At 71.0% G+C, this 26,997-nt stretch carries 23 protein-coding genes; 11 read left to right on the top strand and 12 right to left on the bottom strand.

Annotated features, from left to right (window positions below):
• Window positions 1–78 precede the first annotated feature (78 nt).
• The gene (locus ACFXMF_RS26860; RefSeq protein ID WP_360320964.1) at window positions 79–1,152 is read right to left on the bottom strand and encodes a glycosyltransferase family 2 protein; all 1,074 of its coding nucleotides are present in this window, start codon (window positions 1,150–1,152) and stop codon (window positions 79–81) included.
• 261 nt (window positions 1,153–1,413) lie between these two features.
• Here ACFXMF_RS26860 and ACFXMF_RS26855 point away from each other — a divergent pair, with 261 nt between their 5' ends.
• From ACFXMF_RS26855 to ACFXMF_RS26835, 5 genes are all read left to right on the top strand, one after another.
• A complete protein-coding gene (locus ACFXMF_RS26855; protein WP_360320967.1) occupies window positions 1,414–2,937 on the top strand; it encodes an LCP family protein in 1,524 nt (507 codons plus the stop codon).
• 78 nt (window positions 2,938–3,015) lie between these two features.
• Window positions 3,016–4,395: an LCP family protein gene (locus ACFXMF_RS26850; protein ID WP_379991681.1), complete on the top strand. Its 1,380-nt coding sequence runs from the start codon at window positions 3,016–3,018 to the stop codon at window positions 4,393–4,395.
• Between the two features lie 122 nt (window positions 4,396–4,517).
• The gene (locus tag ACFXMF_RS26845; protein WP_360320973.1) at window positions 4,518–6,353 is read left to right on the top strand and encodes an HSP90 family protein; all 1,836 of its coding nucleotides are present in this window, start codon (window positions 4,518–4,520) and stop codon (window positions 6,351–6,353) included.
• Window positions 6,354–6,362: 9 nt separating this feature from the next.
• Window positions 6,363–9,221, top strand: coding sequence for a tetratricopeptide repeat protein (locus ACFXMF_RS26840; RefSeq protein WP_379991680.1), 2,859 nt, complete (start codon window positions 6,363–6,365; stop codon window positions 9,219–9,221).
• Window positions 9,222–9,292: 71 nt separating this feature from the next.
• A complete protein-coding gene (locus ACFXMF_RS26835; protein ID WP_379991679.1) occupies window positions 9,293–10,798 on the top strand; it encodes an FtsW/RodA/SpoVE family cell cycle protein in 1,506 nt (501 codons plus the stop codon).
• A 38-nt stretch (window positions 10,799–10,836) separates the two neighbouring features.
• Here ACFXMF_RS26835 and ACFXMF_RS26830 read toward each other — a convergent pair whose 3' ends face one another.
• Window positions 10,837–11,289, bottom strand: a complete 453-nt coding sequence (locus ACFXMF_RS26830; protein ID WP_379991678.1) for a DUF6299 family protein — start codon at window positions 11,287–11,289, stop codon at window positions 10,837–10,839.
• 333 nt (window positions 11,290–11,622) lie between these two features.
• On the opposite strand from ACFXMF_RS26830, the gene ACFXMF_RS26825 reads away from it, so the two are divergent.
• Complete coding sequence (locus tag ACFXMF_RS26825; protein WP_360320985.1) at window positions 11,623–11,913, top strand: hypothetical protein; 291 nt, start codon at window positions 11,623–11,625, stop codon at window positions 11,911–11,913.
• A complete protein-coding gene (locus ACFXMF_RS26820; protein WP_360320988.1) occupies window positions 11,910–12,155 on the top strand; it encodes a hypothetical protein in 246 nt (81 codons plus the stop codon). Before ACFXMF_RS26825 ends, ACFXMF_RS26820 begins: the two co-directional genes overlap by 4 nt.
• A 102-nt stretch (window positions 12,156–12,257) precedes the next feature.
• Here the strand turns inward: ACFXMF_RS26820 and ACFXMF_RS26815 are convergent, their stop codons facing one another.
• Window positions 12,258–13,418: an acyl-CoA dehydrogenase gene (locus ACFXMF_RS26815; protein ID WP_360320991.1), complete on the bottom strand. Its 1,161-nt coding sequence runs from the start codon at window positions 13,416–13,418 to the stop codon at window positions 12,258–12,260.
• A 254-nt stretch (window positions 13,419–13,672) separates the two neighbouring features.
• Between ACFXMF_RS26815 and ACFXMF_RS26810 the strand changes: the two genes are divergently transcribed.
• The gene (locus ACFXMF_RS26810; protein ID WP_360320994.1) at window positions 13,673–14,992 is read left to right on the top strand and encodes a UDP-glucose/GDP-mannose dehydrogenase family protein; all 1,320 of its coding nucleotides are present in this window, start codon (window positions 13,673–13,675) and stop codon (window positions 14,990–14,992) included.
• A gap of 106 nt (window positions 14,993–15,098) precedes the next feature.
• Window positions 15,099–15,524: a CoA-binding protein gene (locus ACFXMF_RS26805; protein WP_360320997.1), complete on the top strand. Its 426-nt coding sequence runs from the start codon at window positions 15,099–15,101 to the stop codon at window positions 15,522–15,524.
• Window positions 15,525–15,572: 48 nt separating this feature from the next.
• Here the strand turns inward: ACFXMF_RS26805 and purE are convergent, their stop codons facing one another.
• Both purE and ACFXMF_RS26795 read right to left on the bottom strand, forming a co-directional pair.
• Window positions 15,573–16,076, bottom strand: a complete 504-nt coding sequence (gene purE / locus ACFXMF_RS26800; protein ID WP_360321000.1) for a 5-(carboxyamino)imidazole ribonucleotide mutase — start codon at window positions 16,074–16,076, stop codon at window positions 15,573–15,575.
• Window positions 16,073–17,212, bottom strand: a complete 1,140-nt coding sequence (locus ACFXMF_RS26795; RefSeq protein WP_360321003.1) for a 5-(carboxyamino)imidazole ribonucleotide synthase — start codon at window positions 17,210–17,212, stop codon at window positions 16,073–16,075. Before ACFXMF_RS26795 ends, purE begins: the two co-directional genes overlap by 4 nt.
• Window positions 17,213–17,441: 229 nt before the next feature.
• Here ACFXMF_RS26795 and ACFXMF_RS26790 point away from each other — a divergent pair, with 229 nt between their 5' ends.
• Entirely contained in the window at window positions 17,442–17,939 is a 498-nt protein-coding gene (locus ACFXMF_RS26790) for a GtrA family protein (protein ID WP_360321006.1), read from the top strand.
• Complete coding sequence (locus ACFXMF_RS26785) at window positions 17,936–18,517, top strand: GtrA family protein (RefSeq protein ID WP_379991387.1); 582 nt, start codon at window positions 17,936–17,938, stop codon at window positions 18,515–18,517. The genes ACFXMF_RS26790 and ACFXMF_RS26785 overlap by 4 nt, the downstream gene beginning before the upstream one ends.
• A 17-nt stretch (window positions 18,518–18,534) precedes the next feature.
• Here the strand turns inward: ACFXMF_RS26785 and ACFXMF_RS26780 are convergent, their stop codons facing one another.
• The 7 genes from ACFXMF_RS26780 to ACFXMF_RS26750 form a co-directional block, all read right to left on the bottom strand.
• Window positions 18,535–19,800, bottom strand: a complete 1,266-nt coding sequence (locus ACFXMF_RS26780) for an ATP-binding protein (protein WP_360321012.1) — start codon at window positions 19,798–19,800, stop codon at window positions 18,535–18,537.
• A gap of 80 nt (window positions 19,801–19,880) precedes the next feature.
• Window positions 19,881–20,552: a response regulator transcription factor gene (locus tag ACFXMF_RS26775; protein WP_020556678.1), complete on the bottom strand. Its 672-nt coding sequence runs from the start codon at window positions 20,550–20,552 to the stop codon at window positions 19,881–19,883.
• 133 nt (window positions 20,553–20,685) lie between these two features.
• Complete coding sequence (locus tag ACFXMF_RS26770) at window positions 20,686–21,525, bottom strand: hypothetical protein (protein WP_360321015.1); 840 nt, start codon at window positions 21,523–21,525, stop codon at window positions 20,686–20,688.
• Between the two features lie 175 nt (window positions 21,526–21,700).
• The gene (locus ACFXMF_RS26765) at window positions 21,701–22,999 is read right to left on the bottom strand and encodes a hypothetical protein (RefSeq protein ID WP_360321018.1); all 1,299 of its coding nucleotides are present in this window, start codon (window positions 22,997–22,999) and stop codon (window positions 21,701–21,703) included.
• Between the two features lie 49 nt (window positions 23,000–23,048).
• A complete protein-coding gene (locus ACFXMF_RS26760; protein ID WP_379991386.1) occupies window positions 23,049–23,825 on the bottom strand; it encodes a hypothetical protein in 777 nt (258 codons plus the stop codon).
• A complete protein-coding gene (locus tag ACFXMF_RS26755) occupies window positions 23,822–24,994 on the bottom strand; it encodes a hypothetical protein (protein WP_360321024.1) in 1,173 nt (390 codons plus the stop codon). Before ACFXMF_RS26755 ends, ACFXMF_RS26760 begins: the two co-directional genes overlap by 4 nt.
• Window positions 24,995–25,026: 32 nt before the next feature.
• Window positions 25,027–26,718 (bottom strand): WxL protein peptidoglycan domain-containing protein, encoded by a 1,692-nt coding sequence (locus tag ACFXMF_RS26750; RefSeq protein ID WP_360321027.1) that lies wholly within the window; start codon window positions 26,716–26,718, stop codon window positions 25,027–25,029.
• Window positions 26,719–26,997: the final 279 nt, after the last annotated feature.

The following is a 26,997-nucleotide window of genomic DNA, read 5'->3' as shown; positions in this document are numbered from 1 at the left end:
GCGACACCCCCGTACACGCACGTCGGCCCGAGTCGCACACACTGGCGACTCGGGCCGACACGGCACTGCACAGGCGGACTAGCCGAGTTCCTCCTCGGCCTGCGCGGTCCCCGCCTCGACCCGATCGGCCAGGCTCTTGGGACTGGTCAGGAAGCCCGCGCCCCAGGATCCGTGCATCGTGGCGAGCACGCCCGGCAGCCGAACCAGCGCGCCCGGGCTCAGGTCGCGGCCCTCCCACGCGGCGCCGGCCAGGATGCCCGCCGCGTACCCGCCCGGCACCAGCCAGCCGACCTTGCGTCCGGACAGGCCCACCACGGTACCGGCGGCCACCGCCGCGAGCGCGGCCGGCGGAGCCAGGTAGCGCAGGTTCACCGAGCCCTGGTGGTGCCGGGAGACGACCCGACGCCACCGGCCGTAGTTGAAGTACTGCTTGGCCAGCGCCTTGGTGGTCGGCCGAGGCCGGTAGGAGACCTCCAGCTCGGGCGAGAACCAGATCAGGTAACCGGCTTCGCGGATCCGGTAGTTCAGCTCCCAGTCCTGGGCCCGCTCGAACTCCTCGTTGTAGCCGCCCAACTCCTCCAACACCTCGCGCCGGAACACGCCGAGGTAGACGGTGTCGGAGGGCCCCGCGCCGCCGCCGGTGTGGAAACGCGCGTTGCCGACGCCCAACTTGGAGGTCATCGCGCGCGCGACGGCCTCCTCGTACGGGGTGGTGCCCTCGGCGTGCATCAGCCCGCCGACGTTGGCCGCACCGGTCTCCGCGAGCAGCCGGACGGCGGTGGAGATGTACCGGGCGGGCAGGATGCCGTGGCCGTCCACCCGCACGATCACGGGGTGCCGCGACGCGCGGATCGCCGCGTTGAGCGCGCTGGGGGTACGACCGGTGGGATTGGGGACGGTACGCACTCGGGAATCGTTGGCGACCAGCCGGGCGGCGATCTCGTCGGTGTCGTCCGTGGACGGTCCGAGCGCGATCACCACTTCGATCTCGCCGGGGTAGTCCTGGGCGAGCACACGACCGACGGCCTCTTCGAGGTGTCGGGACTCGTTGAGCACCGGCATGATCACGGAGACGGGCGGTTTTTCGGGAAGCGGCTCCGCTCGGCGAACCGGAGGTTCGTGGGTGGCGGGCTCGTCGGCAGTGGGATTCATCGCTTCGGAGCGTACTGCGAACGACCCCGACGACCGACATCGACCGAGCGGGAGAGCACCCGGACCCCTCGGCGTGCCGCGGCCGTTCCCGCTCGATCCCGCTTTACGGTGGTTCGACGCGCAGCACCGCAACCGTGGTCGGCCGTACAGGCGTCCTTCGGGTGTACACGGGTACGGATGAACATCCGCACGACGCGCGCCGGGAGGGTGCGCAGCCGACGGCGGGACGAGATCGGTCCGCGAGGAGGGAAACCGCACCCCATGGCGACCACCGGCGGACGACCCTCGGCGAGAATCGCGAACGGCGACCGGAACGGCCGCAATGTCGGCCGCAATTGGTTCGTGTTGATCACCGGCGTGCTGGCGGCGGCGATCCTGGCGACCAGCGGCATCGGCTGGGCCTGGGTCAAGCACTTCGACGGGAAGATCCAGCGGATACAGCCGTTCAAGGGCCTGGACAACCGCCCGGACACCGGATCCGGCAGCGACCTCAACTTCCTGATCGTGGGCTCGGACAACCGTGCCGGCATCTCCAAGGACACCCTCCAGAGGCTGCACGCCGGCGGCGAATCCTGCGACTGCACCGACACGGTGATGATCGTCCACCTCAACGGCAAGCGGGACCGCGCGACCATCACCAGCCTGCCCCGGGACAGTTACGTGGAGTTCCCGGCGCACAAGGACAAGACCACGGGCGAGCAACGCGGTCCCTCCAGAGGCAAGATCAACGCCGCGTACACGCTCGGTGGCCCGCCGTTGACGGTGGCCACCGTGGAGAAGGCGACCGGGATCCGGATCGACCACTACATCGAGGTCAACTTCGTCTCCTTCGTCTCCGTCGTGGACACCCTCGGCGGCATCGAGATGTGCACGCCCAAGCCGCTGCGCGACCCCAAGTCCGGCCTCGACCTGCCTGCGGGCACCAGCAAACTGGACGGCGTCAAGGCCCTGCAGTTCGTCCGCGCCCGGTACATCGCCAGTGATCCGACCGGCGACATCGGCCGTACCCAGCGCCAGCAGAAGTTCATGACGCAGGTGCTCGCCAAGGCGACTTCCTCCGGCACGCTGACCAACCCGATCAAGCTCAAGAACGTGCTGGACGCGGTGCTCGGCTCGATCAAGGTGGACGAGGGCATGAGCCCGCAGTCCTTCCTGGATCTGGGCAGCAAGCTGCGGAACCTGTCCAACTCCGGGGTCACCTACGCCCAGGTGCCGCTCAAGAGCATCGACCACCAGGTCCCGGACTGGGGCTCGACGGTGTTGTGGGACGACGTGAAGGCGGCGGGCCTGTTCAAGGCGATCCGCGAGGACAAGGACCTGATCGCGCCGTCGCCGGACAAGACGAACACGCCGGGCCCGACCAACGCGCCCGCGCCCTCCCCGGTATCGGTCGAGGTGGCGCCCGGCGACATCTCGCTGCAGGTGTACAACGGCGCGCCGAGCACGGGCCTGGGCACACGCGCGCACGAGGAGCTCAAGGGCCTCGGCTTCGCGATGGCCGGCCCGCCGCGGACCTCGACCTCGACCGACGGCGTGCGCACGATCATCCGGTACGACCCCAAGTGGAACCGCTCGGTCAAGACCGTGCAGGCCGCGTTGCCGGGCGCGACCCTGGAGCCGGTCACCGGCCTGGGCCGCACGATCGAGGTGATCGCGGGTTCGTCGTACGCGGGGGCGACTCCGGTGCGCGTCGGTGGGGCGTCCGCCGAGCAGCCGTCCGTCGGCGTCACGCCGAATCCGGCATACTCCGCCAAATCCGGCGACGAGGTCTCATGTAAGAAGTGAGCATCAACTGTGGAACAGATGGTCGATGAGGTCGACATTCGGTTGCCTCGGGGCTGATCGAGTGAAAGCTTCGGTCCCATGAACAATTGGCCGCCGGGATGGGCGGACGGCGACCAGCAGCCGCAGCAACCTCCCCCGGGAACGATTCCGAGCCGCCCCGGCGGCTACCCGCAGCAGGCACCGGGCGGGTATCCGCCACAGGCGCCGAACGCCTATCCGGCGCAGCCGCCCGGTGGGTATCCGCCGGCTCCCCCGAGCCACTCGCCGCACGGCGTGCCGCCGGTACAGCGGCCGCCCGGCGCGGACGCCTATCCGCCGCAGCCGCCGATCGCCGACGCGCACGGCGCGCCGGCGGGGCCACCGCCGCAACGCGGTCCCAGCGGTCCCGAGGGACCCGGCGGTCCCGGCGAGCCGCCCGGCCCGGGGGGTCCCGGTGGCCCCGCCGGCCGGCCGCGGCGTCCGCGCGGTCCGGTCAACTGGAAGAAGCGCATCCTCATCGGGGTCGGCGTCTTCGTCGCGCTGGTGCTGGTCTTCGGCACGGTGACCTACTTCTGGGCCGACTCGAAGATCCAACACGAGGACGTCCTGGACAACTACAAGGGGCGACCCGCCTCGTCCGCGGGCACCACGTGGCTGATCGTCGGCTCGGACAGCCGCGAGGGCCTGGACGCCACCGACCGCAAGAAGCTGCACACCGGCAAGGCCCAGGGCAAGCGCACCGACTCGATGATGCTGCTGCACAAGGGCAAGGGCGGCACCGCGCTGATCAGCCTCCCGCGTGACTCCTACGTGGACATCCCGGCGTTCAGCAAGAACGGCAAGACGGTGAAGGCGCACAAGGACAAGCTCAACGCGGCCTTCGACTCCGGCGGCGCCCCGCTGCTGGCCCGCACCGTGGAGATGGCCACCGGTCTGCGACTCGACCACTACGCGGAGATCGGCTTCGGCGGGTTCAACAACATCGTCAACGCGATGGACGGCGTGGACATCTGCCTCAAGGGGCCGATCAAGGACAAGAAGTCCGGCGCGAACCTGGAGGCCGGCTGCCAGACGCTGGACGGCGCCGAGTCGCTGGCCTTCGTCCGCTCCCGCTACTACGACCCGGCGCGCTCGGACCTGGCCCGGATGGAGAACCAGCAGCAGTTCCTCAGCGCGCTGGCGAAGAAGGCCAAGTCGGCCGGCGTGCTGCTCAACCCGTTCAGCGCCTTCCCGGTGGCCGACGCCTCGCTGAGCGCGGTGACCGTGGACGACGACACCGGCCTGTTCGATCTGTACGACCTGTTCAAGGACATGGGCAGCCTGTCCGGGGGCGACGGGGTCACCACCACGGTGCCGATCTCGAATCCCGGATACAACGTTCAGGGCGTCGGCTCCACCGTGTTGTGGGACGACAAGGGCTCCAAGGCGCTGTTCCAGGCGCTGCGCGACGGGCGGACGGTGGACGCGCCCAAGCGCTGAACCCGGCTCGGCGGGGACCGGCGGTCGGCTCGATGATTCGCCGCCTGTCCCCGCCGTTTCGTACCATCAGCACTCGGCCGGGATGTCGGCCGGCGATCCTGCCCCGAGGTGACGAAGTCCGCATGAACGATGCCGCGATAACCGCCGCTGACCACACCTTCCAGGTCGATCTGCGCGGTCTGGTCGACCTGTTGTCGCACCACCTCTACTCCAGCCCCCGGGTATACCTGCGCGAGCTGCTGCAGAACGGCGTCGACGCGGTCACCGCGCGGCGGGCCGCGGACGCGCAGGCCCCGGCGGCGATCACCATCACGGTGGAGGACGGCGGACTTCGGGTCACGGACACCGGCGTCGGGTTGACCGAGGCCGACGTGCACCGCTTCCTGGCCACCATCGGGCGCAGTTCCAAGCGGGACGCGCTGGAGAGCGCCCGGCGCGACTACCTCGGCCAGTTCGGCATCGGCCTGCTCGCCTGCTTCGTGGTCGCCGACGAGATCACCGTGGTCACCCGCTCGGCCCAGGCGCCGGACGCGCCGCCGGTGGAGTGGAAGGCCGGTTCGGACGGCCGCTACACGGTGCGCACCCTGGCCCACGAGGAACGCGAAGAGCCGGGCACCACGGTGTTCCTGACCCCGCGTCGGGGCAGCGAGTCCTGGTTCGCCGCCGATCGGGTGGTCGAACTCGCCCGTGACTTCGGCGCGTTGCTGCCGTATCCGGTCACCGTCGTGGCCGCCGGCGAGCACACGCCGATCACCGACACGCCGGCGGTCTGGGACCGCCCGTACCCGACACCGGAGCGTCGCCGGGCCGCGCTCACCGCGTATTGCGAGAGCCGACTGGGTTTCACCCCGCTGGACGTGATCGACCTGGACGTGCCGCTCGCGGGGGTGCGCGGCGCGGCGTTCGTGCTGCCGGAGGCGGTCAGTCCGGCGATGCGCGGCAAGCATCGGGTGCATCTCAAGGGCATGTTGCTCACCGAGAACGCCGACGGGCTGCTGCCCGACTGGGCGTTCTTTGTGCGCTGCGTCGTGGACACCGACACGCTGCGGCCCACCGCGTCGCGGGAGAGCCTGTACGACGACGAGTCGCTGGCCGGGGTGCGGGACGCGCTCGGCGGGCATATCCGGGACTGGCTGGCCGAGTTGGCCGCGCACGACCAGCCGCGGCTGGCGCGGTTCCTGAGCGTGCATCACCTGGGTGTGAAGGCACTGGCCCGGCACGACGACGAGTTGTTGCGGCTGGTGCTGCCGTGGTTGCCGTTCGAGACCACCGACGGACGGATCGCGCTGGACGAGTTCGCCCGCCGGCATCCGGTCGTGCACGTGACGCCGACGGTGGAGGAATACCGCCAGGTCGCGCCGATCGCGGCGGCGGCCGGGCTGGGCGTGGTCAACGGCGGCTACACCTACGACCTGGACCTGGTCCACCGGCTCGCCGACATCCGCCCGGGCACCACCGTCACCGAACTCGACCCGGACACCGTCACCGCGCACCTGGACTCGGTCGACCCGACCGCCGAACTGGCCGCGGCGAGCTTCCTCGCGCACGCGCGCGCCGCGCTGGACCCGCTCTCGTGCGACGTGTCGCTGCGCACGTTCCAGCCGGTCACCGTGCCCGCGTTGCTGCTGGACGGGCGGGACGCGCGCGGCGAGCGGGGGCGGGCCGAGGCCGAGCAGGACGCGGCCGGCCGCGGCGACGACCTGTGGTCGGGCATCCTGGGCTCGCTGCGCGGGCAGGGCCCGCGGGCGCAGCTCGTGCTCAACCACCTCAACCCGCTGGTCCGCCGGATCGCCGGCCTCGATGATCCCGAACTGGCCCGGGCCGCGGTCGAAGGACTGTACGGCCAGGCTCTGTTGCTCAGCCACCGACCGCTCACCTCGGCCGAGACCGGCCTGCTCGGCCGATCCTTCCTCGGCCTGCTGGAGCGGGCCGTCCACCAGCCGAACCCCGCCGAATAGGAACCCTTGATGGACATCCGTGACGACGCCGGGTTCTTCGCTGCCCTGGACGCGAACGAGGAACTGCCGTACGGAAAGGCGCGTACCGCCCGCGCCGAGGAACTGGTCGTGGTCGCCGAGCGGATGGGCAGCGACGAGAACCTCGCCTGGGCGCTGCTGCGGCTGATCACCGCGTACAACTACGGCGGCGAGTCGCCGCGCACGCCGGTCCCGCTCTCCCGCCTGCTCAAGTTGTGGGACGAGCACCCCGAGGGCTTCGACGAGCAGTTGACCCATCACCTGTTCTGGGATCTCAAGTGGATCACCAGCTCGCTGCTCGCGGTGCCCGAGGTGCCGCTGCCGGCGATCCGCGGCTACCTGGCCGACATGGAACGCCGCTACCGCACCGCCGGGCACAGCCTGCGGCCGGTTCAGCAGAGCCGGTTCTACCTGGCCCGACACATCGGCGCCGACGCGGAGAGCGGCGAGGCGTTCGAGGCGTGGCTGGCCGCCGATCGTGATCGGCTCGCCGACTGCGACGCGTGCGAACGGCGCGAGCAGGCCCGCTGGTTGATCGCCCGGGGCCGGGACGCGGACGCGCTGGAACTGCTCGCGCCCACCCTGGACGGCGCGTTGACCTGCGCCGAGGAGCCACAGGTCTCGCTGGCCGCGTCGATGTTGCCGCTCGTGCGCGAGGGCGACCCGGATCGGGCCCGGGCGCACCACCTGCGCGGCTACCGGTCGGTGCGCGGCAAGGTGAGCACCTACGCGGCGGTCGCCGAGCACATCGAGTTCTGTGCGCTGACCGGCAACGAGGGCCGCGGGATCGAGATCCTCGCCGAGCATCGGGCCTGGCTGGAGCGTCCGCAGAGCGACCCCTCCGACCACGCCGATTTCCTGGCCGGCGTCGCGGTGTTGCTGCGCCGACTGGTCGCGATCGGCGGGCCGGGGTTGGTGGTCTTCGAGGACACCTCGGCGGGCGCGCTGCGCGACACGGTCGAGCGCGAGTTGTTCGAGATCGCGGCGCGCTTCGACGCGCGCAACGGGAACGACGCGGTGAGTTCGCGGGTGCGGCGCCGGTTGGCGGCGGCGCCGGTGGCGAAGTCGCTGCCCTTGGGCCTGCGTTCGGCGCGGGTGGCCGCGTCGGCGCCGGCCGCGCCGTCCGCAGCGACGGTTTCGGCCACCCACGATGTTTCGGAACTGCTGCTTCGTGCACGGGAGTCGGACACCGCGGGGCATCCACGTTCGGGTGCGGCCTGGCGGGACTACGCGGCGGCGGCGGGTGCTCTGGGGCAGGACGTGGACGCGTTCGCGCTCGCCGCGATCACCGAGGACGAGGGCGTCGACCTGGTCGACGAGGGCGAGTTCGCGGCGGGCATCGCGGCGCTGACCCGGGCCGCGGCCGGCTATCGGGCGGCGGACGCGCCGGGGCGGGCGGTGGGCGCCGAGGTGCGGATCGCGATGGCCCGGTTCCGGGCCGAGGAGGCCGACGCGATCGGACTGTTCGACGCGGCTCGGGCCGAGGCCGAGAAGTTCCTGCCGGACGACGCCGCGCCGCTGGCACTGGTGTTGCACCATCGCGCGATCGTGGCGCTGACCACCGGGTCCGACGACGTGCAGGCGGTCCTGACCGAACTGCACGACCTGGGTCGGGACCACGGACTGGCGCACCGCCGGGCGGCGGCGCTGCATCTGCGTGCGGAGCAGGCGCTCCAGGAGGAGCGCACGATTGACGCCGAAGTCGATCTGAGTGCGGCCATCACACTGTGCCGGGAGGCGGAACGGCCCTGGTCGGCCTGCCGACCGCTGTTCCTGCGCAGCCAGGTGCGGATGCAGGCGGGCGACCCGGCGGCGGCCGAGGCGGACATGCGCGCCGCGCTGGAGACGGCGGCGTTCTACGACGAGCCGCAGTTCCCGGTCGGCCACGCGCTGACCATGCTGGCCAACGCGGTCGGCGCGCAGGAACGGCCGGAGGACGCGCTGCCGTTCGCGTTGGAGGCCGCGCACGTGTTCGACGGCGAGGGTGACGCGGAGATGGCGGCGGCCTGCCGCAGGGGCGCCGTGGGCATGCTGTTCGGCCTGGGTCGGGACGCGGAGGCCGCGGCGATCCTGGAGGAGTTGCTGCCGGACATCGAGGCGCACCACGGCCCCGAACACGCGATGCACGAACGTTGGGCACTGGGCATGTGCCTGCGCCGGCTGGGCGATGCCCGGGACGCGGCCAGGCACCTGTCGATGGCCGCCGAGGCCGCCACGAAGGTCGCCGATCGGGCGACCCAGGCGGAGATCGCAGTGGCGGCGGCACACGCGCTGGACGACGCGGGGATGGCCGCGCAGGCACAGGCCGCGTTCGGCCGGGCGATCGAACTCCTGCGCGCGGAGGGCGACGTGCGCGAGACGGTGCGGGCGCTGCGGGCGAAGGCGTGGAGCATCGCGGGCAGCACCGATCGGGAGGACCCGTCGGGGGTGGACCGGGCCCTGGCGCTGTTCGGCGAGGCGCTGCGGGAGCTGGCGGGGGTCGAGCCGGGCGCGGGCGCGGATGTGTCCGCGGATGCGGACGACGACGCGGCGGCGATGGTCGCGATCGAGACGGCCGGCACGCAGCACCAGCTCGCCCACCTGCTGGCGCGCGCCGACCGGCTGCACCCGGCGTTGACCGCGGCCGACCGGGCCGCGGCGGCGTATGTGCCGCTGTTGCCGCAGGAGCGCGACGGGTATCTGGACGCGGTGCAACTGGGCGCGCGAATAGAGGCGTTCGGCCTGGAGCAGCGGCCGGCGGCGGTGGCTCGACTGGAGGCGGCGCTGAAGGTGTGCGCGGCGAACGAGGTGGCCGACGTCGGCGAACTCACCGACCTGCGTTACGAGGTGGCGAAGAACCGGAAGGACTGAGCGGAACCGGCGCCGCCGACGCCCTCGTCTTTCCTCGGAACGATCACGGTCGGCCGATGGGAGCACGAGAGATGACGGATCGGCCGGCGGACGCGGGGCCCATACCGAATCGGCGCGGCACCGAGCTGACGATGCTCGGCTTCGCGGTGCTGGTGACCGTACTGGCCTATGCCAACGTCGGGCTGGCGGGCGACGGTTCGTTACCCGCGGGCATGGTGGGCTACAGCCTGGGCATCGGTGCGCCGGCCCTGCTCGGGCACCTGGCGATCCGCCGGTTCGCGCCGTACGCCGACCCGCTCCTGCTGCCGCTGGCCACGTTGTTGAACGGCATCGGCATGGTGCTGATCTACCGCATCGGGCTCGATCCGGTACGCGGCCAGAAGAAGGCGTTGCAGACCGCGTCGACCCAGCTCGTGTGGTCGGCGATGGGCATCGCGCTGTTCCTCGGCATCGTCGTGCTGCTCCGGGATCACCGTGTGCTCCAGCGCTACACCTACACCGCGATGGCCCTGTCGCTGGTGCTGCTCGTGTCGCCGATCCCGTTCCCGGCGGTGAACGGGGCCAAGATCTGGGTCGCGCTCGGCCCGTTCTCGTTGCAGCCCGGCGAGTTCACCAAGATCGTGCTCACCGTCTTCTTCGCGGGTTATCTGATGGCCAAACGCGACGCGCTCGCGCTGGCCGGCCGGACGGTGCTGGGGTTGCCGCTGCCGCGGGGTCGCGACCTGGGGCCGATCCTGGCCGCGTGGTTGCTGAGCCTGCTGATCCTGGTGTTCGAGCGGGACCTGGGCACCTCGCTGCTGTTCTTCGGGGTGTTCGTCGTACTCCTCTACATCGCGACCGAGCGCACGAGTTGGCTGGTGTTCGGGCTCGTCCTGTCGGCGACCGGCGCGGTGCTGGTCGGTTCGGTGGAACCGCACGTCAAGAGCCGGGTACACGCCTGGCTCGACCCGATGTACTACTACGACCTGCCCAAGCCCGGCCTCACCGACTCCGACCAGGCCGCCCAGGCGCTCTTCGGGTTCGGCAGTGGCGGCATGCTCGGCACCGGCCTCAACCAGGGCCACCCCGGTGAGATCGGCTTCGCCGCCAACAGCGACTTCATCCTGACCTCGGTCGGCGAGGAACTGGGCCTGGCCGGGATGATGGCGATCTTCATGGTGTACGCGCTGCTGATCGAACGCGGCCTGCGCACCGCGTTGGCGGCGCGCGACCCGTTCGGCAAGCTGCTCGCCGCGGGGCTGGCGGTCGTCATGGCGCTCCAGGTCTTCGTGGTCGCCGGCGGCGTCATCGGCCTGATCCCGCTGACCGGCATGACGATGCCGTTCCTGGCCCAGGGCGGCTCGTCGGTGATCACCAACTGGGGGCTGGTCGCGGTCCTGATCGTGATCAGCCACGCGGCCCGCCGCCCCCTGTCGGCGGTGGCCGCGGGCGAGATCTCCCCGACGCAGAACAGCAGGGGCGGCGGTCGGCACAGCGCCCGGACCGAACCCGCCCCCCGCGCACCCGCGGACGGCCCGGAACGGGACACCTCGGCCGGCACCCAAGCCGTTCGACCCCCTTCGGGCGCCGCGGCGTGAGCGCGGCGAGGAGCCCGAAGGGGGAGTGAACGCGGATCCTAGGCCCGCTGGATCACCACGTCGTGGTCGTCGACCGCGAGGATGGCGGGCAGCACCGGGACCACGCCCTCGCCGTCCTCGAGTTCGAGCAGCGTGGCATCACCGTGCGCGGCGCCGGGGACGAAGCCGATGGCGGACTTCTCGCTGTTGCGCCAGGCGTGGGCCCGACCGTCGCAGGTGGCGATGCTGCCGCCGACCGCGGTGTGGTGGCCGGCCTGGCCGACACCGCCGCCGACCAGCACGACCCCGGCATGGCCCGCGGAGCACTGGTAGGTACCGGAGAGGGTGATCGTGCCATCGGCCGCCACCCACACGGTCGAATCGAGCAAAACCCGGTCGCCCCCGACGTGTACGCTCTCGGCCGCCCGAGCAGCGACGGGAGCGAGAGCGAGCAGCAGACCGGCAATGCCGGCGGACAGGGCAGCGGCCGCACGGCCGACAGTGATCATCATGCCGTCGCCAACGACCCGGGACCCCAAAGGTTGCGCCCGAGCGTACGACCGAGCGAACCCGCAACAGCCGTCGTCGTCAAGGCACCACGAGATCCAGCCCGACTCACGAGCAGGCCCGACTTCCCGGCCCACGCTCCCGCCCCGGAAGCCGCTCCCCGCGACCGGCGAACCCACCTCCCCGCCCCGGCCGACCGCATCGAATCCGGCCCGGCCCACGACCGAAGGACTCCGCGCATGCACTCGGCCGCCCATCCCTCGGGAACCGACACGACCGACCGCGTCCCCGGGGCACACTGGTGGATGGCAACCGGACCGCGCGGACAAGGAGGCGTCATGGCCCAGCACGTATTCAGGACACACATAGCGGGCCGAGAGGTCGCCTTGCCCGGCACGATCGCCGACATCCGCGAGGCCCTCCCGGAGACGGATCGCGCCGACTTCGTGCGGGAGATCGAGTCCGCCTCGGCGGACGAACTCTTCGGCCTGATGGCCAGTTGGGCATTGCGCACGCCCGAAGCACACGACCCGGACGAGGATGCCTTGGTCGAACGACTGAAGACCGGCGACATGACCGGAATGACGTACGCCGACGAGTTGGACGACGCGTACCGGAGCACCGGATGAGCTACCGCATCGCCTACGCCCCGGACGCCGAAGTCGAACGCACACATCTGTCACCGGAGCGCCGCAAACGCTTCGACTCCGGCATGACCGCCATGGCGTCCGCCCCCTACGCGCACGGCTCGGCCGTGGGCGGCGACCGGGACCGCCGCGAGACAACCGTGTCCGGCGTCGCGTTCATCCGCTACATCGTCAGCGCCACCGTCGTCACGGTGACCGTGGTCAAGCTCGTCCCCGCCCCCTGACCTCGAACACCGGGTCCGACGGCATCGACCCGTGGCCTTCCGCGCGTGGCGATCCCCCGGCCGAAACGCCCCGGCCGGGGGATCGCCATGCGCTCGGCGTCGCTACTTCGGCAGGTTCCTCGCCATCACGATCCGCTGGACTTGATTCGTTCCCTCGTAGATCTGGGTGATCTTGGCGTCGCGCATCATCCGCTCCAGCGGGTAGTCGCGCGTGTAGCCGTAGCCGCCGAGGAGTTGCACCGCGTCGACGGTGATCTCCATCGCCGCGTCGGAGGCGAAGCACTTGGCCGCGGCGCCGTGGAAGGTCAGGTCCGCGTCGCCGCGCTCGGACTTGGCCGCCGCCGCGTAGGTGAGCTGCCGGGCCGCCTCCAGCTTCATCGCCATGTCCGCGAGCATGAACTGGATGCCCTGGAAGTCGGCGATCGGCTTGCCGAACTGCTTGCGCTCCCGCACGTAGCCCTTCGCGTAGTCGAGCGCGCCCTGGGCTATGCCCAGCGCCTGCGCCGCGATGGTCACGCGCGTGTGGTCGAGCGTCTTCATCGCCGTGGCGAAGCCGGTGCCCTCCGCGCCGATGATCCGGTCGGCCGGGATCCGTACGTTGTCGAGGTAGACCTCGCGCGTCGGCGAGCCCTTGATGCCGAGCTTCTTCTCCGGCGCACCGAACGAGACACCCTCGTCCGACATCTCCACCACGAAGGCCGAGATGCCCTTGCTGCGCTTGTCCGGGTCGGTCACGGCCATCACCGTGTAGAACTCGGACACGCCCGCGTTGGTGATCCAGCGCTTGACGCCGTTGAGCACCCACGAGTCGCCGTCGCGCACCGCGCGGGTCTTCATCGCGGCGGCGTCCGAACCGGCCTCGGGCTCGGACAGGCAGTACGAGAACATCCCGTCACCACGCGCGACCGCGCCCAGGTAGCGCCGCTTGAGGTCCTCGGAGCCGGACAGGATCAAGGGCATGGTGCCGAGCTTGTTCACCGCCGGGATCAGCGACGAGGACGCGCACACCCGGGCTATCTCCTCGATCACGATCACGGTGGCCAGTGCGTCGGCGCCCGCGCCGCCGTACTCCTCCGGGATGTGCACCGCATGGAGATCGTTGGCGCCGAGCGCGTCCAGCGCTTCCTGTGGGAAGCGGGACTGCTCGTCGACCTCGGCGGCGAACGGGGCGATCTTCGCCTCCGCGAGGGCGCGAACCGACTCGCGGAGCATGTCGTGCTCCTCGGAGACGCGGAAGAGGTCGAAGTCTTTTCGTCCGGCCACGGGTGCCTGCCTCTCGGCTCAAGAGTTGACGCATGAAGAGTTGACACGTGCAGGGTACGTAGCTGTAAGGCTGACGCATTTTATTACCGCTCAGTAACCAGCACTGGCATCCACCCTAATTCAGCCGGGCCCCGATTCGAGCCCGGGGCGGCACGGTCGCGGTTCCCCGACGGCGCCACAACGGGGCCGGATACGATCCATGAGGCCGTATCCGGCTGTATCCCGCCCTACGACGAAGAAGTCAGGTGACGTACGTGGCACCCCGCATCACGGTCATCGGTACCGGCTACCTGGGCGCCACGCACGCGGCGTGCATGGCCGAGCTGGGCTTCGAGGTCCTCGGGATGGACGTGGATCCCGACAAGGTGGCCACCCTCGCGAGCGGCCGGACGCCGTTCTGGGAGCCCGAACTCGAAGAGCTGATGGCCCCGCACGTGGCATCGGGACGGCTTCGCTTCACCACCGACATCGCCGAGCTGGCCGAGTTCGGCGACGTGCACTTCGTGTGCGTGAACACGCCGCAGCGCAAGGGCGAGTTCGCCGCCGACGTGTCCTACGTGGACGCGGCCGTGGACGCGCTCGCCCCGCTGCTGCGCCGCCCGTGCCTGGTCGTCGGCAAGTCCACCGTCCCGGTCGGCACCGCCGAACGGCTGACCACCCGGATCGCCGAGCTGGCACCGGTGGGCGCCGAGGCCGAGCTGGCCTGGAATCCCGAGTTCCTGCGCGAGGGCTTCGCCGTCCAGGACACCCTGCACCCGGACCGGCTGGTGATCGGCGTGCGCTCGCAGCGGGCCGAGGACGCCCTGCGCGAGGTCTACGCGACCCTGCTCGCCGAGGGTGTCCCGCTCGTGGTGACCGACTTCGCCACCTCCGAGCTGGTCAAGACCGCCGCCAACTCGTTCCTGGCCACCAAGATCTCGTTCATCAACGCGATGGCCGAGGTCTGCGAGGCGGCCGGCGCCGACGTCGAGCAGTTGTCCCAGGCGCTCGCCTTCGACCCGCGGATCAACGGCCGCTTCCTCAAGGCCGGCCTCGGCTTCGGCGGTGGCTGCCTGCCCAAGGACATCCGCGCGTTCATGGCCCGAGCGGGTGAACTGGGCGCCGATCAGGCGCTCACCTTCCTGCGCGAGGTGGACGCGATCAACATGCGCCGCCGGTTCCGGATGGTCGACCTGGCCCGCGAACAGTGCGACGGCAGCTTCCTGGGCCGCCGGGTCGCCGTCTTCGGGGCCGCCTTCAAGCCGAACTCGGACGACATCCGCGACTCGCCCGCGCTCAACGTCGCCGCCCAGGTGCAACTCCAGGGCGGCGAGGTGACCGTGTACGACCCCAAGGCGATGGACAACGCGCGAAAGATGTACCCGGGCCTGACCTACGCGGACACCGCCTTCGACGCGGCCCGCGGCGCGCACGTGGTGCTGCACCTGACCGAGTGGCCGGAGTTTCGCGAGATGGACCCGGCCGTACTGGGCGAGATCGTCGCGGAACGGCGCGTACTCGACGGGCGCAACGCCCTCGACCCGGTGCGCTGGCGCGGCGCAGGATGGACGTACCGGGCACTCGGTCGCCCCTGAGTAGCCGGCCCGCCCCGGGGGCACACTCACCCGGCCGACGGGCGTCGCGCCGTCCGTCGCTCGGGGGGCACCGCGAGCAGCGAGACAAGACTGCGAGGTCATCAGCATGCCGTACGGCGACGAGCCCACCATCCGACGGATCCTCGACACGAACACCTGGGCGGTGGTGGGCCTCAGCACCAACTCCCACCGCGCCGCGTATGGAGTAGCCGCGTTCCTCCGCCAGTGGGGAAAGCGCGTCGTGCCCGTGCACCCCAAGGCCGAGACCGTGCACGGCGAGCCGGGCTACGCCACGCTCGCCGAGATCCCGTTCCCGGTGGACGTGGTCGACGTGTTCGTCAACTCGGACCAGGCAGGCGAGATCGCCGACCAGGCGGTGAAGATCGGCGCGATGGCGGTCTGGTTCCAGTTGGACGTGATCGACGAGCGGGCCTACCAGCGGGTCCGGGACGCGGGCCTGGACATGGTGATGGACCGCTGTTCGGCGGTGGAGCTCCAGCGCATCACCATGACGGGCGCGGGCCGGGCCTGAGCCCGGCGGCCGGGGCCCGAGCACCCGATCGGGCCCCGCCCGGACACGCTAGGAACCGATTCGCTCGCGCAGCTTGCGCCCCTTCTCGGTCGCCTGCGCCTTCAGCTCGACCTGGAACGCGGTCATGCGTTCGAGCAGCACCGGATCGTGCGCCGCCAGCATCCGCACCGCGAGCAGCCCGGCGTTGCGCGCGCCGCCGATCGAGACGGTGGCCACCGGCACGCCGGCCGGCATCTGCACGATCGACAACAACGAGTCCATGCCGTCCAGGTACTTCAGCGGCACCGGTACGCCGATCACCGGCAGCGGGGTGACCGAGGCCAGCATCCCGGGCAGGTGCGCGGCGCCACCCGCGCCCGCGATGATCGCCTTGAGCCCACGTTCGGCCGCGTTCGTGCCGTACTCGATCATCTCCTGCGGCATCCGGTGCGCGGAGACCACGTCGGCCTCGTAGGCGATCCCGAATTCGTCCATGACCTGCGCGGCGAGTTCCATCACCGGCCAGTCCGAGTCGGATCCCATGACGATGCCGACGACGGGCTGCGTGCTCATTCGGTGATGTCCCCTCGGAGATAGTCGGCGGCGTGCCGGGCGCGCTCGCGCACGTCGTCCAGATCGTCGCCGCACACGGTCACGTGCCCGACCTTGCGACCGGGCTTCACGTCCTTGCCGTACATGTGCACCTTGACCCCGGGGTCGCGGGCCATCACGTGCAGGTACGGACGGTACATGTCGGGATAGTCGCCGCCGAGCACGTTGACCATCACGGTCCACGGCGCCCGCGCGCGCGGGTCGCCCAGCGGCAGGTCGAGCACCGCGCGCAGGTGGTTCTCGAACTGCGAGGTGACCGCGCCGTCGATGCTCCAGTGCCCGCTGTTGTGCGGGCGCATGGCCAGCTCGTTGACCAGGATCCGGCCGTCGGGCGTCTCGAACAGTTCGACCGCGAGGTGCCCGGTGACATCCAGCTCGCCCGCGATCGACAGCGCGATCCGCTGCGCGCGGACCGCGAGCTCCTCGGTCAGGTTCGGCGCGGGTGCGATCACCTCGCGACACACGCCGTCCACCTGGATCGACTCGACCACCGGATAGGCCACCGCCTGCCCGTGCGGCGAGCGCACCACGCAGGCCGCCAGTTCGCGGGTGAAGTCGACCTTCTCCTCGGCGAGCACCGGCACCCCGGCCGCGAACGGCACGGCGGCCTCCGCCTCGCCGCGCACGATCCACACGCCCTTGCCGTCGTAGCCGCCGCGGGTGGTCTTGAGCACCACCGGCCAGCCGCCGACCTCGGCCGCGAACGCCGTCACGTCCGCCGGATCGGTCACGATCCGATTGCGCGGGCACGGGACGCCGATCTCGGCCAGCCTGGCCCGCATCACGCCCTTGTCCTGGGCGTGCACGAGGGCCCGCGGGCTCGGCCGCACGGCGACGCCGTCGGCTTCCAGGGCCTCCAGCAGCGCGGTGGGGACCTGTTCGTGGTCGAAGGTGACCACGTCACAGCCCTGCGCGAAGCGGCGCAGGTCGGCGAGATCGTCCTCGCTGCCGAGCACGACGTCGCCCACGACCTGGGCCGCGGATTCGGACGGGGATGCGGCGAACACGCGAAAGCGGGCGCCGAGCGGGATTGCGGCCTGGTGCGTCATGCGGGCGAGCTGGCCGCCGCCGACCATGCCGACGACTGGGAACGTCACGGGGGAAGGGTACCGACCCGAGACACGCGGTCGTGGCGGCGGGGATCGCGGGCAGGCTTCGGACGAGCCGGGCCCGCCGAAACGACGTGTGCCACACGGGACGGGAGATGTTCCGGTAAAGAGTCTGCAACAGGAGGGAGACCGTGCACCGATGCCGAGCAGCCACGACGGCTACCCTCGTCGGGTGAGTGGTCATGCCCGTAGCCCCCGTGGTGCCCAAGGAGCGTCCGTGCCTTCGCCTGTCGGCGCCCCCACCGACCCGTCCGTCGGACCGCCGCCCGGCCGGATGGCGCGCCTGCGTTCGGAGGTCACCCGGTTCCTGGTCGCGGGCGGACTCGCCTACGCGGTGGACGTGCTCGTCTTCAACCTCGGCCTCTCGCTCGGCATGGGCGGGGTCGCGGCGAAGATCGTCTCCTCGATCCCGGCGACCATCGTGGCCTACATCGGCAACCGGTACTGGACCTACCGGCATCGGGACCGCACCGGCGTCGGTCGCGAGTACACCCTCTTCTTCGTGTTCAGCGCCATCGCCGCGGGCATCCAGGCGTCGAGCGTGTTCGTCTCGCACAACCTGATGGGCTACGAGAGCAAGCTCGCCGACAACATCTCGGCGAACATCGTCGGCATGGCTCTCGGCACGCTGTTCCGCTTCTGGGCATTCCGTACGTGGGTGTTCAAGCACAAACGACCCGGCACCCTCCCGGTCGTCGAAGGTGGCATGTCGTGAAGGCGCTCCGGAATTGGTACGACCGAGTCGGACACCTGCTGCACGAGACGCTGAAGTTCGGCGCCGTCGGCGGATTCGGCGTGGTCGTCAACGTGATCGTGTTCAACATCTGCCGTAACCACCTGGGCCTGGCCTCGGTGCGCTCGTCGGTGATCTCGACCGCGCTCGCGATCATGGTGAACTATCTCGGCAACCGCTATTGGGCCTTCCGACACCGGACGTCCGAGGACAGTCGACGCGAGTTCGTGCTGTTCATGGCGTTCAGCGGGGTCGGGATGGCGATCGAGGCGGGCACCGTGGCCATCTCGCACTACTGGCTCGGCCACCCCTCGCTGCTCGCGGACAACGTCGCCAAGTACGCCGTCGGGCTGCCCCTGGGCACGCTGTTCCGCTTCTGGTCCTACCGCACCTGGGTCTTCACCGGCACCCACGAGGTCGACCGCAAGCCGGTCCGGGTCGTCGCACCGCCGGTCGGCGAGGACGCCGAACCCGACGAGCCGATAGCCTCCGGCGCAGCCCACCTGGACACCGAGGCCGCCCGCCTGGTCGAGGACGAAAGCGAAACGTCCCGGGCCTGAGCGCTCGCCCCGCCCGCTCAGCCGGGCGGTTCCTCCGGATGTGCCGCCAGGAACACCGCGAACACCGGCGGGCGCTGCTGGAGCAGTTCCAGTCGGCCGCCGTCCGCCTCGGCCAGGTCGCGGGCGACCGCGAGGCCCAGGCCGGTCGAGTTGTGGCCGCTGACCGCCCGCTCGAACACCCGCGCACCCAGCTCGTCGGGCACGCCGGTGCCCTCGTCCTCGACCTCGACCACCACCGACGTGCCGGTCGTCCGGGTACGGATGTTCACCCCGCCGGCACCGTGCATGAGGGTGTTCTCGACCAGCGTGGCAAGCACCTGGGACAGCGCGCCCGGGGTGGCCACGGCGGTCAGCCCGCGCTCCCCCTCGACTCGGATACTGCGTCCGGCCTCGCGGAAGTTGGGTCGCCATTCGTCGATCTGCTGCTGGATCACGTCGTCCACCCGGACGGTGACCGCGGACATGTTGCGCGGATCGCGCCCGCCGCTGCCGCGCCGACTGCTGGTCAACAGCCGCTGCACCACGTCGGTGAGCCGCTCGACCTGGGACAGCGCGATCGCGGCCTCCTCCTTGACGATCTCCGGGTCCTCGGTCGCGATGATCTCCTCCAGCCGCATGGACAGCGCGGTGAGCGGAGTGCGGAGCTGGTGGGAGGCGTCCGCGGCGAGCCGGCGCTCGGCGGTGAGCATCCGCGCGATCCGCTCGGCGCTCTGGTCCAGCACCTCGGCGACCCGATCCAGCTCGGGCACGCCGTACCGGCGGTGTCGGGGGCGCGGGTCGCCCGAGCCGAGGCGTTCGGCGGTCTCGGCCAGGTCGGTCAGCGGGCGGGCGAGCCGGCGGGCCTGCCACACCGCGAGGGCGGCGGCCGCGGCGACGGCGAGCAGCGCGACGCCGAGGATCAGCAGAAGGGATTCGCGGATCTTGCCGGTGACCCGCTCGCGCGGTTCGCCGACGGTGACCGAGTCGCCCATCTCGCCGGGCATCTCCTTCTCGAAGACCCGGCCGCTCGGCTTGTCGCCGATCACCAGTGGGGGCTCCCCCTGCAGCCGCACGATCGCGTAGCGATGCGGTTCGATCTGCCGGTGCAGCAGTTCCGCGTTCGAGCGTTCGCCGGAGGCCAGGCGCAGCTCGACGACCTCCAGGATGCGCGCGGCCTCGGCCTTGAGGCTGTCGCCCGCGCTGTTCTCGATCGCGTGGGTCTCCACGAACGCCAGCGGCACGCCGAGTACGGCCACGACGACCAGGACCACGCCGAGCGTGGTGTTGATGAGCCTGCGACGCAAGGTTGGTCCCGTCAGCTTTCCGAGGTCGGCTCGGAGATCGGCTCCGAGATCGGCTCCCGCGAAGTCGGCCCGGCCCGAGGTCAGCTCTTCTCGAAGCGGAAGCCCACACCGCGCACCGTGGTGATGTAGCGGGGATTGCCCGCGTCGTCACCGAGCTTCTTGCGCAGCCACGAGATGTGCATGTCCAGTGTCTTGGTGGAACTCCACCACGTGGTGTCCCACACTTCGCGCATGAGCTGGTCGCGGGTGACCACCCGGCCGGCGTCGCGCACCAGCACCCGGAGCAGGTCGAACTCCTTGGCGGTGAGCTGAAGCTCCTCCTCGCCGATCCAGGCGCGGTGCGAGTCGACGTCGATCCGCACGCCGTGCACCCCCTGACCGACATCGGCGGCGCCGCGGCGAAGCAGCGCCCGCACGCGCGCGAGCAGTTCGGCGAGCCGGAAGGGCTTGGTGACGTAGTCGTCGGCGCCGGCGTCGAGGCCGACCACCGTGTCCACTTCGTCGGCGCGCGCGGTCAGGACCAGAACCGGAAAGCCGTGCCCCTCGGCACGCAGCCGCCGGCACACCTCCAGGCCGTCCATCCCGGGCAGACCGAGGTCGAGAACGAGCAGGTCCACCCCGCTCTGCGCGGCGCACTCGAGAGCGCTTGGACCGTCCTCGCGCACCTCGACCTCGTAGCCCTCTCGGCGCAACGCACGCGCGAGCGGTTCGGAGATGGATGCGTCGTCCTCGGCGAGCAGTACGCGGGTCATGACCTTGATGTTACTGAGCCATCGGCGCGAGGTTGACGAGCTCCGCCCGACAGAGCTGCGGGGGCCGGGAATCGGCGGGATTTTTTCCCTGATCGAGGGACTGCGAACGACCGGGGCACCGGGACCGGCGCGCTCACCACTCGTCGTCCTCGTGTCGACGCCACGAGTACAACATCGTGGCCGCGGCCATCACCAGGATCAGCGCGCCGATCACGATCAGCGCGATCGTCCCGCCGGAGATGTCCCCGTCGTCCTCGCCCCTGCTCAGCGTCCCGATGTCGACCCCGCTCGGCTTGCCCGCTCCCTCGGCGACCCCGCCCGGGCTCGCGGCCGGGCTCTCCGCGCGCTGTGACGCGGTCTCTGCGGACGTCGCGCCCGATGCCGGGGGTTGTCCGGCGCCGGGGCTCGCCGCGGTGCCCTGCGGCCCCTCCGGGGCCTTCCCCGCCGCATCGACCTTGAGCGTCGCGGCGGGCGGCGCGGGAGCGGTCGGGAAACACGTGGTGATCTGGTCGCCGAAGATCGCGGTACTGGTGACCATCTTGCCCGGCGCGATCCTGATGTCGCCCCTGGCGTCGAGCGGCACGGTGATCTCGCCCTCGTAGGGCGGCACCACGATCTGTGCGGGCGTGCCCGGGATGTCGACGCGCATCCTGGGCCCCTGGAGCGTGAGTTCACCGCTCGCGCCGCCGGACAGGACGAGTTGGATCGACGGGGTCAACGGGGTGCCCGGGAACGGCAGTGGGCTGGTCGCGGGGCTGCCGCCGAGGGTGACCTTGATCTTCACCTTGTCGCCGGGGCGGACCGGATCGCTCGGTGCCTCCAGCGAGATCTGCTGCGGACCGTCCACGGCGGGCTGATCCAGCGGGATGACGCAGTGCACCTGCACGATCAACGGTTCCGCCGCGCCGGCGGGCGGGGCGAGCGCGAGCGCCGAACCGACCGTGCAACCCAGAGCGAGGGCGGCACTCGCCATGCGTGGAGCCCAGACAACCATCGGAGTCGCGTTCCTTCTCATGGGTGGCGGGATACAGCCGAAGGGTCCCCCGGCCGGGTGAGGACCGGCAAGGGGACCCTTCGATTTCGGATCAGCTCGGTTCGGCCATCGTGGCCGCTACGGCGCCGAGTTGCCGCCGGGTGTGCTCCGAAGGTCAGACCTGGTTGCGGATCCGCCGACGGTAGGGCACGAACAACATCAGCGCGATCGCACCGAGCACGGCGGTGCCGGCCGCCATCGCGAACGCGGTCATGCCGCCGCCGGAGGCGCCGGTGTGCGCGAGGTCGCCGGTGGCTCCGCCGGTGCTGGTGGTGCTGCTGCCACCGTCGCTGCCCACATTGCCCGTGGGGGTCTGGGTGACGCCGCCGGTCGTGCCGCCGTCGCCCTTCGCCTTGAGGGTGGCCGAGACGGCGGTCTTGTCGGCCTTGCACTTGAGGTTGACCTTGACCACCTGCTCGCCCGGGATCTCCAGGCCGAGGTTGAACGCGCCCGGGGTGAACCCGTAGTCGCCCGCCGCGCCGACGGTGAACTCGCCCGCGAGGGGACCGGCCGCCTTGATCTGGTCGCCCGGCTTGATGCTGACCTTCTTGGCCGCCAGCGTGACGTCGAACGGCTTCTTGTCACCGCCCGTGGTGTCGATGGTCAGGGTCGGGACAACGGTGGCCTCGACCCCTTCCGGCGGCGTGATCGAGGGCGCCGTGCCGAGGATGTCGTCCTTGAACTTCGCCTGGACCGCGACCTTTTCGTTCGGCTTGGCGACGCTGGGCACGATCACCTTGATGGTCGTCTTCAGCGGCAGCGGATCCCCGAACTTCTCGGTGCCGAGGAAGATGTCACAGGTGTAGTCGACCGAGACGTCCTTGCCGTTCGGGGCGCCGGCCGGCGGGTCGCCGCCGCCGTCCTCGCTGATCTTGAGCGTGCCCAGCTCCGGTGCCGTCCCGGTGGGCTTGCACACCGTGACCTGCGAACCGGCGATCTTTACGGTTGTCGTCCACTCCTTCGGCTTGAGCGTGATGTCGCTCTTGAGGTCGGCCGGAATGGCGATCTTGCCGTCGAACTGCGGGAGGGCGACGTCGCCGTCCTTCTCGGCGACCAGCTTCCCACCGCCTTCGAGCTTCACCTCCTTGGTGGTGCCGCCGCCTCCGCCGACCTCGAAGGTCATCGAGAAGGTGAAGTCGTTGTTGAGCTTGGCCGGTGCCTTCTGCCCGGTCGGGCCCATCTTGACGCCGACCGTCGCGACGTTGCCGGGCTTGATCGCGGTCGTGGGCATCACGAGTTCGATCTTCTGGTCGTTCGTGACGTCCTTGCCGCCGGCGAGGATCGGCAGCTTGCAGGTGTCCGGCACGACCACCTCGGCGGCGACCGCAGTTCCGGAGAGGCCGAGCATGCCGCCGGAGGCGATGGCCAGGGCTGCGGCCCCCGCCATCGCGGTACGCGTGATTTGGCGCTTCATCAGGTTGTGCGCTCCCTTCGTCGGGGCGGGACTCACCCCGTCGTGTTGGTCAGCTCAGCGTGAGCGTCAAGGTCGCCGAGTAGCTCTCGGCGGAGGTGTTCCGGTCGGGCAGCCGCAGGGTCAGCTCTGCGCCGACATCGAATTCACCCCCCGTGACGCTCGGTGACGACGATGTCGAGCACAGGGTCGCCGTACGGCTCGACTCGGCCCGGTTTCCGGGCCTGGCCGAGCTGGGATACGGGCCGCGTCCCGGGTGCGGCGTGCAGTACGGATCCCAGACGAGGTTGTGCGCCTCGATCCGGGTTCCGTCCTCCGCCCGGAAGTCGGACATCGCGCCGGTGAGGGTCCACCCGTTGCGCGACCCGCGAAAGTCCTGGACCAGCATCGGATTCAGCGCACCCTTGGCGGTGCCGCTGGTGCGATCCACGGTCAGCCGGCTCTGTCCGGTGTTCGGGGTACTGACGGCCAGGACACCCGGGTTGATGTTGCCGTCCACCCGGTCCGGGGGCCGAGGTTGGTCGATCCTGGTGTCCCAGTCGAGTTCTCCCGCGCCGGACACCGATCCGTCGCCGGCGCTCCCACCCGATCCGGGCGGGTTCGAAACGGTCGAACCGTCGCTCGGCGCGGCGGAGCCGGGATCACCGGTACCGGTGGTGGGCGCGGGCCGGTAGGTACCGCCGCCGCTCGGGCCGGCCTGGTCGGTGACGTTGGTGTGCGAGGGGCCGAACTCGCCGCCGCCCGGCCCGTAATAGAACGCGAGCACGGTGCCGATCACAGCGGTGCCGGCGATCAGCGCGCCGAGGCCCCGGCGGGGTCGGGTGGTCATCGATCGCCTCCCCCGGACTCGCCGGCACGCGGGTGGTCGTCCTCGCCGGGCTCGGAACCCGCGTACAGCGGACCGCCGATCACCATCGTCTCGACCATCGAACGCACCGGGCGCTTGCTCAGGTCCACCGGTGCGGCCGAGGACTGCGGCGGGCGTCTGTTCGCGGTCCGGGAATCCGACTCGCCGTCATCCGCCTTGTCCTCGGCGGACTTTCGGTTCTTGTCGTCCCTGGTCAACCGGGACGGCGGCTCGGCCAGGCCGACTTCGCGCTCGCGCTCGCCGGCCCGGCGGGCCCGCTGTTCGCCGATGAGTTCGACGATGCGCAGGAACAACCGCCAGGCCGCCACCGGCACCACGATCACCAGGAGCGCGCCGAAGATGTAGACGCCCCACGGACGGCCGACCTCCAGGGCCTGTTCGTCCACGATCTGGTTGTCGTACGTCACGCGCCAACTGAAGGTGCCGTGTTGACGGGGGTTCAGTTCCACCGGGAGCGAGATGGTGGTGCGCTTGCCCGGCGGGATGGTGACGTGCGACTCGTAGTTCTCCCAGGTCGGGGCGTAGACACCTTCGTAGAAGCCGATCCGGAAGGTCGGGTTGACGATGGGCTGTTGGCCCATGTTCCCGACCTCGATCCGGAACCGGCGCTGCACCGGCGAGCCGAACCAGGTGAAGATCGAGTCCTCGCCGACCATGGCGCTGTCGATGAAGACCAGTCGGCCGGGTGTCTTGACGGTCACCGGCAGCGGAGCGTAGGGCGCGCCGTCGATCTCCAGCGGCACGCTCGCGTCCTTCGGCGGGCCGTTCATGATCACCGCGATCCGGACCACGCACGGGCACGGGGACGGCGGGATGGCTGCGGTCAGGGTGATCGTGACATTGCCGGCGGCGTCCACGGTCCCGCTCGCGGCACTGGCCGCCGCGCAGTTGACCGTGCCGCGCAGGCCGTTCTCACCGCAGATGCTCGCCTGGACCAGCGAGCCGGGAGTCCAGTCGCCACCGACGACCGAGACCTTGTCCCCGGCCGCGACCTTGCCCGGGTCGATCGACGCGCTCGGTCCGGCCGGCGCCGGGTCCGCCGCACGCGCGGGCGCCGTGCCGCCCAGGGCGACCAGCCCCAGGAGCAGCACGGCGATCAGCGCGAGGGCGGTACCGCGGGCACGGCCCACCCGAACCACGTGACGAACCCGGTCGACCACGATCAACGGCCGACCCCCGCGGAATCGGCGGAGTCCTCGGCGGCCGGCGCGTCGGCGCGCGGGCGGGCCGGGGGCTGCTTGCCCTTCGGGCGCTTGGCGGCCTTCTTGGCGGGAGCGGCGGCCGGGACCGCGGGCTCGGCGTCGGGCTCGGGCTCGGCGTCGGCGGCCGGGACCGCGGCGGCCGGCTGCTCGGCGGCCGGTGTGGCGGATGCGGCTTCGGGCTCGGCCGGTTCGGTTGCCGCCGTCTCCGGTGCGGCGCTCGCGTCGGCGGGTGTCTCCGCAACGGGCTTATCCGCCACGGGAGTCGCCTCGGCGTCGGCCTGCTTGTCGTCGCTCGCCGCCACCTCGGCCGGCTTCTCCTCGGTCTCGGCGGACTTGTCGGCCGTCTCGGCCCGCTCGCCCTTGTCCCCCGACTCCGCGTCCTTGGACGTGTCCTCGGCCGGCGTCTCGACCTCGGCCTTCTCGGCCGCCTCGGCATCCGCAGCCGCACCGGAAGTCTCCGCCGACACCGCCGCCTTCGCGGGTTCGGCCGGCGCCGGCTCCGCGACGGGCGCGGATTCACCGGCGGCCTGGGCGTGCTCGGCGCCGGCCGGCGCGGGCGCGGCCGGGACCGGCGGCAGCACCGTCGTGTCGTCGGTCGGACCCACCGGGCCGGCGGGCTTGGCCGGGTCGCCGCCCTTGCCCTTGCGTCCGTTGCGCCACACGCCCCAACCGATGCCGGCGACCAGCAGGAGGGCGGCCAGGGTGAGCAGGCTCGGCCACGGCACGGCCGTGTACGAAGCGCTCGCGTCGTCCTTGATGTTCTGGTCCGCGACGACACCGTTCACCTTGACGGTGACGTGGTCGAGTCGCGGGGCGTCCTTCCACTCGACGACCTTCTCCACGGCCGAGCCCGGCAGGATCTCGGTGCCCTCGTCGACCTTGCTCATCAGCTTGCGCCCGAACAGGCCCTCGGCCTTGAGCTCGAACTTGGGCCGCAGGATCACGTTGCCCCGGTTGATGATCCGGTAGGTGACCTTCGCCTTGCTCGAACCGAAGAACTCGTGGAAGCCCGCGTCCCGCTTGACCTCGACCTTTTGGATGTCCATCGCGGGCAGCGCGTCGCCCTGCACCCGCAGGTAGACCCGGGCGCCGATCTGCCGCTGGATGTTGACCTTGATCTGGCCCTGCTGCTGAGTGCCCTCGATCGCGGTGTTGAGCGCGACGATGGCGCCGGGGTGGTCACCGGGGGTCGCGTTCGGCGGGATGACGATGTTGAACGGGACCTGGCGCTTCTCCCCCGGTTGCAGGGTCAGCGTCTGGTTCTCCGGCGCCACCTGGATCCAGGTACCGACGTCCTTCTGTTTGTCGGTGACGGTGCGCAGTGCGAAACCGCCGTCGCGCGGCGTGTTGTACGCGTCCGCGCCGAACAGCTTCATGGTCAGCGGCGCCGGGCTCGTGTTGTGCACGGTCACCACGTCGGGAACGGTGGTGCCGGCGGCGCCTTCGAGGAAGAAGTAGCGACGGGCGTTCTGGCTGGTGCCGTCCGGCACGAACGGATCGACCGACCATTCGCCGTTGCCCGCGGCCGACGCGGGGGTCGGTGCGACCAGCGTCAAGGATGCGAACAGCGTGGCCAGCACCGCGAACAGGGTGGCCAGGGATCGGTTGCGTCCGCCTTGCCGGCGGCTCGGGGGGGCCGGGGTGCCCGTCATCGGTGTCTCCAGAACTGGTCTGTGTGCTGCGGATCGAAAGGGCCGGTTTCGGGAGCGGATCCGAAGGGCCCGCGCTGTGTGTCTGGGTGGAACGGATGCGGATCACCCGCCTGCGGTGTGGGCGGGACGGGCCGGCTGCCCGCCCCACCCTCCGCTCTGCGTCGATCCGCAGCGGCCCGCTCCGGCGGACCCTGGCCCCCGCGGGGGTGTGCGGGGGGCACCGGCCCCCCCGGGGGAGGGCCTGGGGGGGGTTGCGCCCCCAAGAGTTAGGCGGGGGGC

This window comes from Embleya sp. NPDC059213 (assembly GCF_042754445.1).
GTDB lineage: Bacteria > Actinomycetota > Actinomycetes > Streptomycetales > Streptomycetaceae > Embleya.
The sequence above is the reverse complement of the archived record's forward strand: the minus strand, read 5'-3'. Positions and strand labels throughout refer to the sequence as shown.

Coding starts and splice junctions, on each gene's coding strand:
- ACFXMF_RS26860 (WP_360320964.1), bottom strand. CDS start 1,152: ATGAATCCCACTGCCGACGAGCCCGCCACCCACGAACCTCCGGTTCGC.
- ACFXMF_RS26855 (WP_360320967.1), top strand. CDS start 1,414: ATGGCGACCACCGGCGGACGACCCTCGGCGAGAATCGCGAACGGCGAC.
- ACFXMF_RS26850 (WP_379991681.1), top strand. CDS start 3,016: ATGAACAATTGGCCGCCGGGATGGGCGGACGGCGACCAGCAGCCGCAG.
- ACFXMF_RS26845 (WP_360320973.1), top strand. CDS start 4,518: ATGAACGATGCCGCGATAACCGCCGCTGACCACACCTTCCAGGTCGAT.
- ACFXMF_RS26840 (WP_379991680.1), top strand. CDS start 6,363: ATGGACATCCGTGACGACGCCGGGTTCTTCGCTGCCCTGGACGCGAAC.
- ACFXMF_RS26835 (WP_379991679.1), top strand. CDS start 9,293: ATGACGGATCGGCCGGCGGACGCGGGGCCCATACCGAATCGGCGCGGC.
- ACFXMF_RS26830 (WP_379991678.1), bottom strand. CDS start 11,289: ATGATGATCACTGTCGGCCGTGCGGCCGCTGCCCTGTCCGCCGGCATT.
- ACFXMF_RS26825 (WP_360320985.1), top strand. CDS start 11,623: ATGGCCCAGCACGTATTCAGGACACACATAGCGGGCCGAGAGGTCGCC.
- ACFXMF_RS26820 (WP_360320988.1), top strand. CDS start 11,910: ATGAGCTACCGCATCGCCTACGCCCCGGACGCCGAAGTCGAACGCACA.
- ACFXMF_RS26805 (WP_360320997.1), top strand. CDS start 15,099: ATGCCGTACGGCGACGAGCCCACCATCCGACGGATCCTCGACACGAAC.
- purE (WP_360321000.1), bottom strand. CDS start 16,076: ATGAGCACGCAGCCCGTCGTCGGCATCGTCATGGGATCCGACTCGGAC.
- ACFXMF_RS26775 (WP_020556678.1), bottom strand. CDS start 20,552: ATGACCCGCGTACTGCTCGCCGAGGACGACGCATCCATCTCCGAACCG.
- ACFXMF_RS26770 (WP_360321015.1), bottom strand. CDS start 21,525: ATGGCGAGTGCCGCCCTCGCTCTGGGTTGCACGGTCGGTTCGGCGCTC.
- ACFXMF_RS26765 (WP_360321018.1), bottom strand. CDS start 22,999: ATGAAGCGCCAAATCACGCGTACCGCGATGGCGGGGGCCGCAGCCCTG.
- ACFXMF_RS26760 (WP_379991386.1), bottom strand. CDS start 23,825: ATGACCACCCGACCCCGCCGGGGCCTCGGCGCGCTGATCGCCGGCACC.
- ACFXMF_RS26750 (WP_360321027.1), bottom strand. CDS start 26,718: ATGACGGGCACCCCGGCCCCCCCGAGCCGCCGGCAAGGCGGACGCAAC.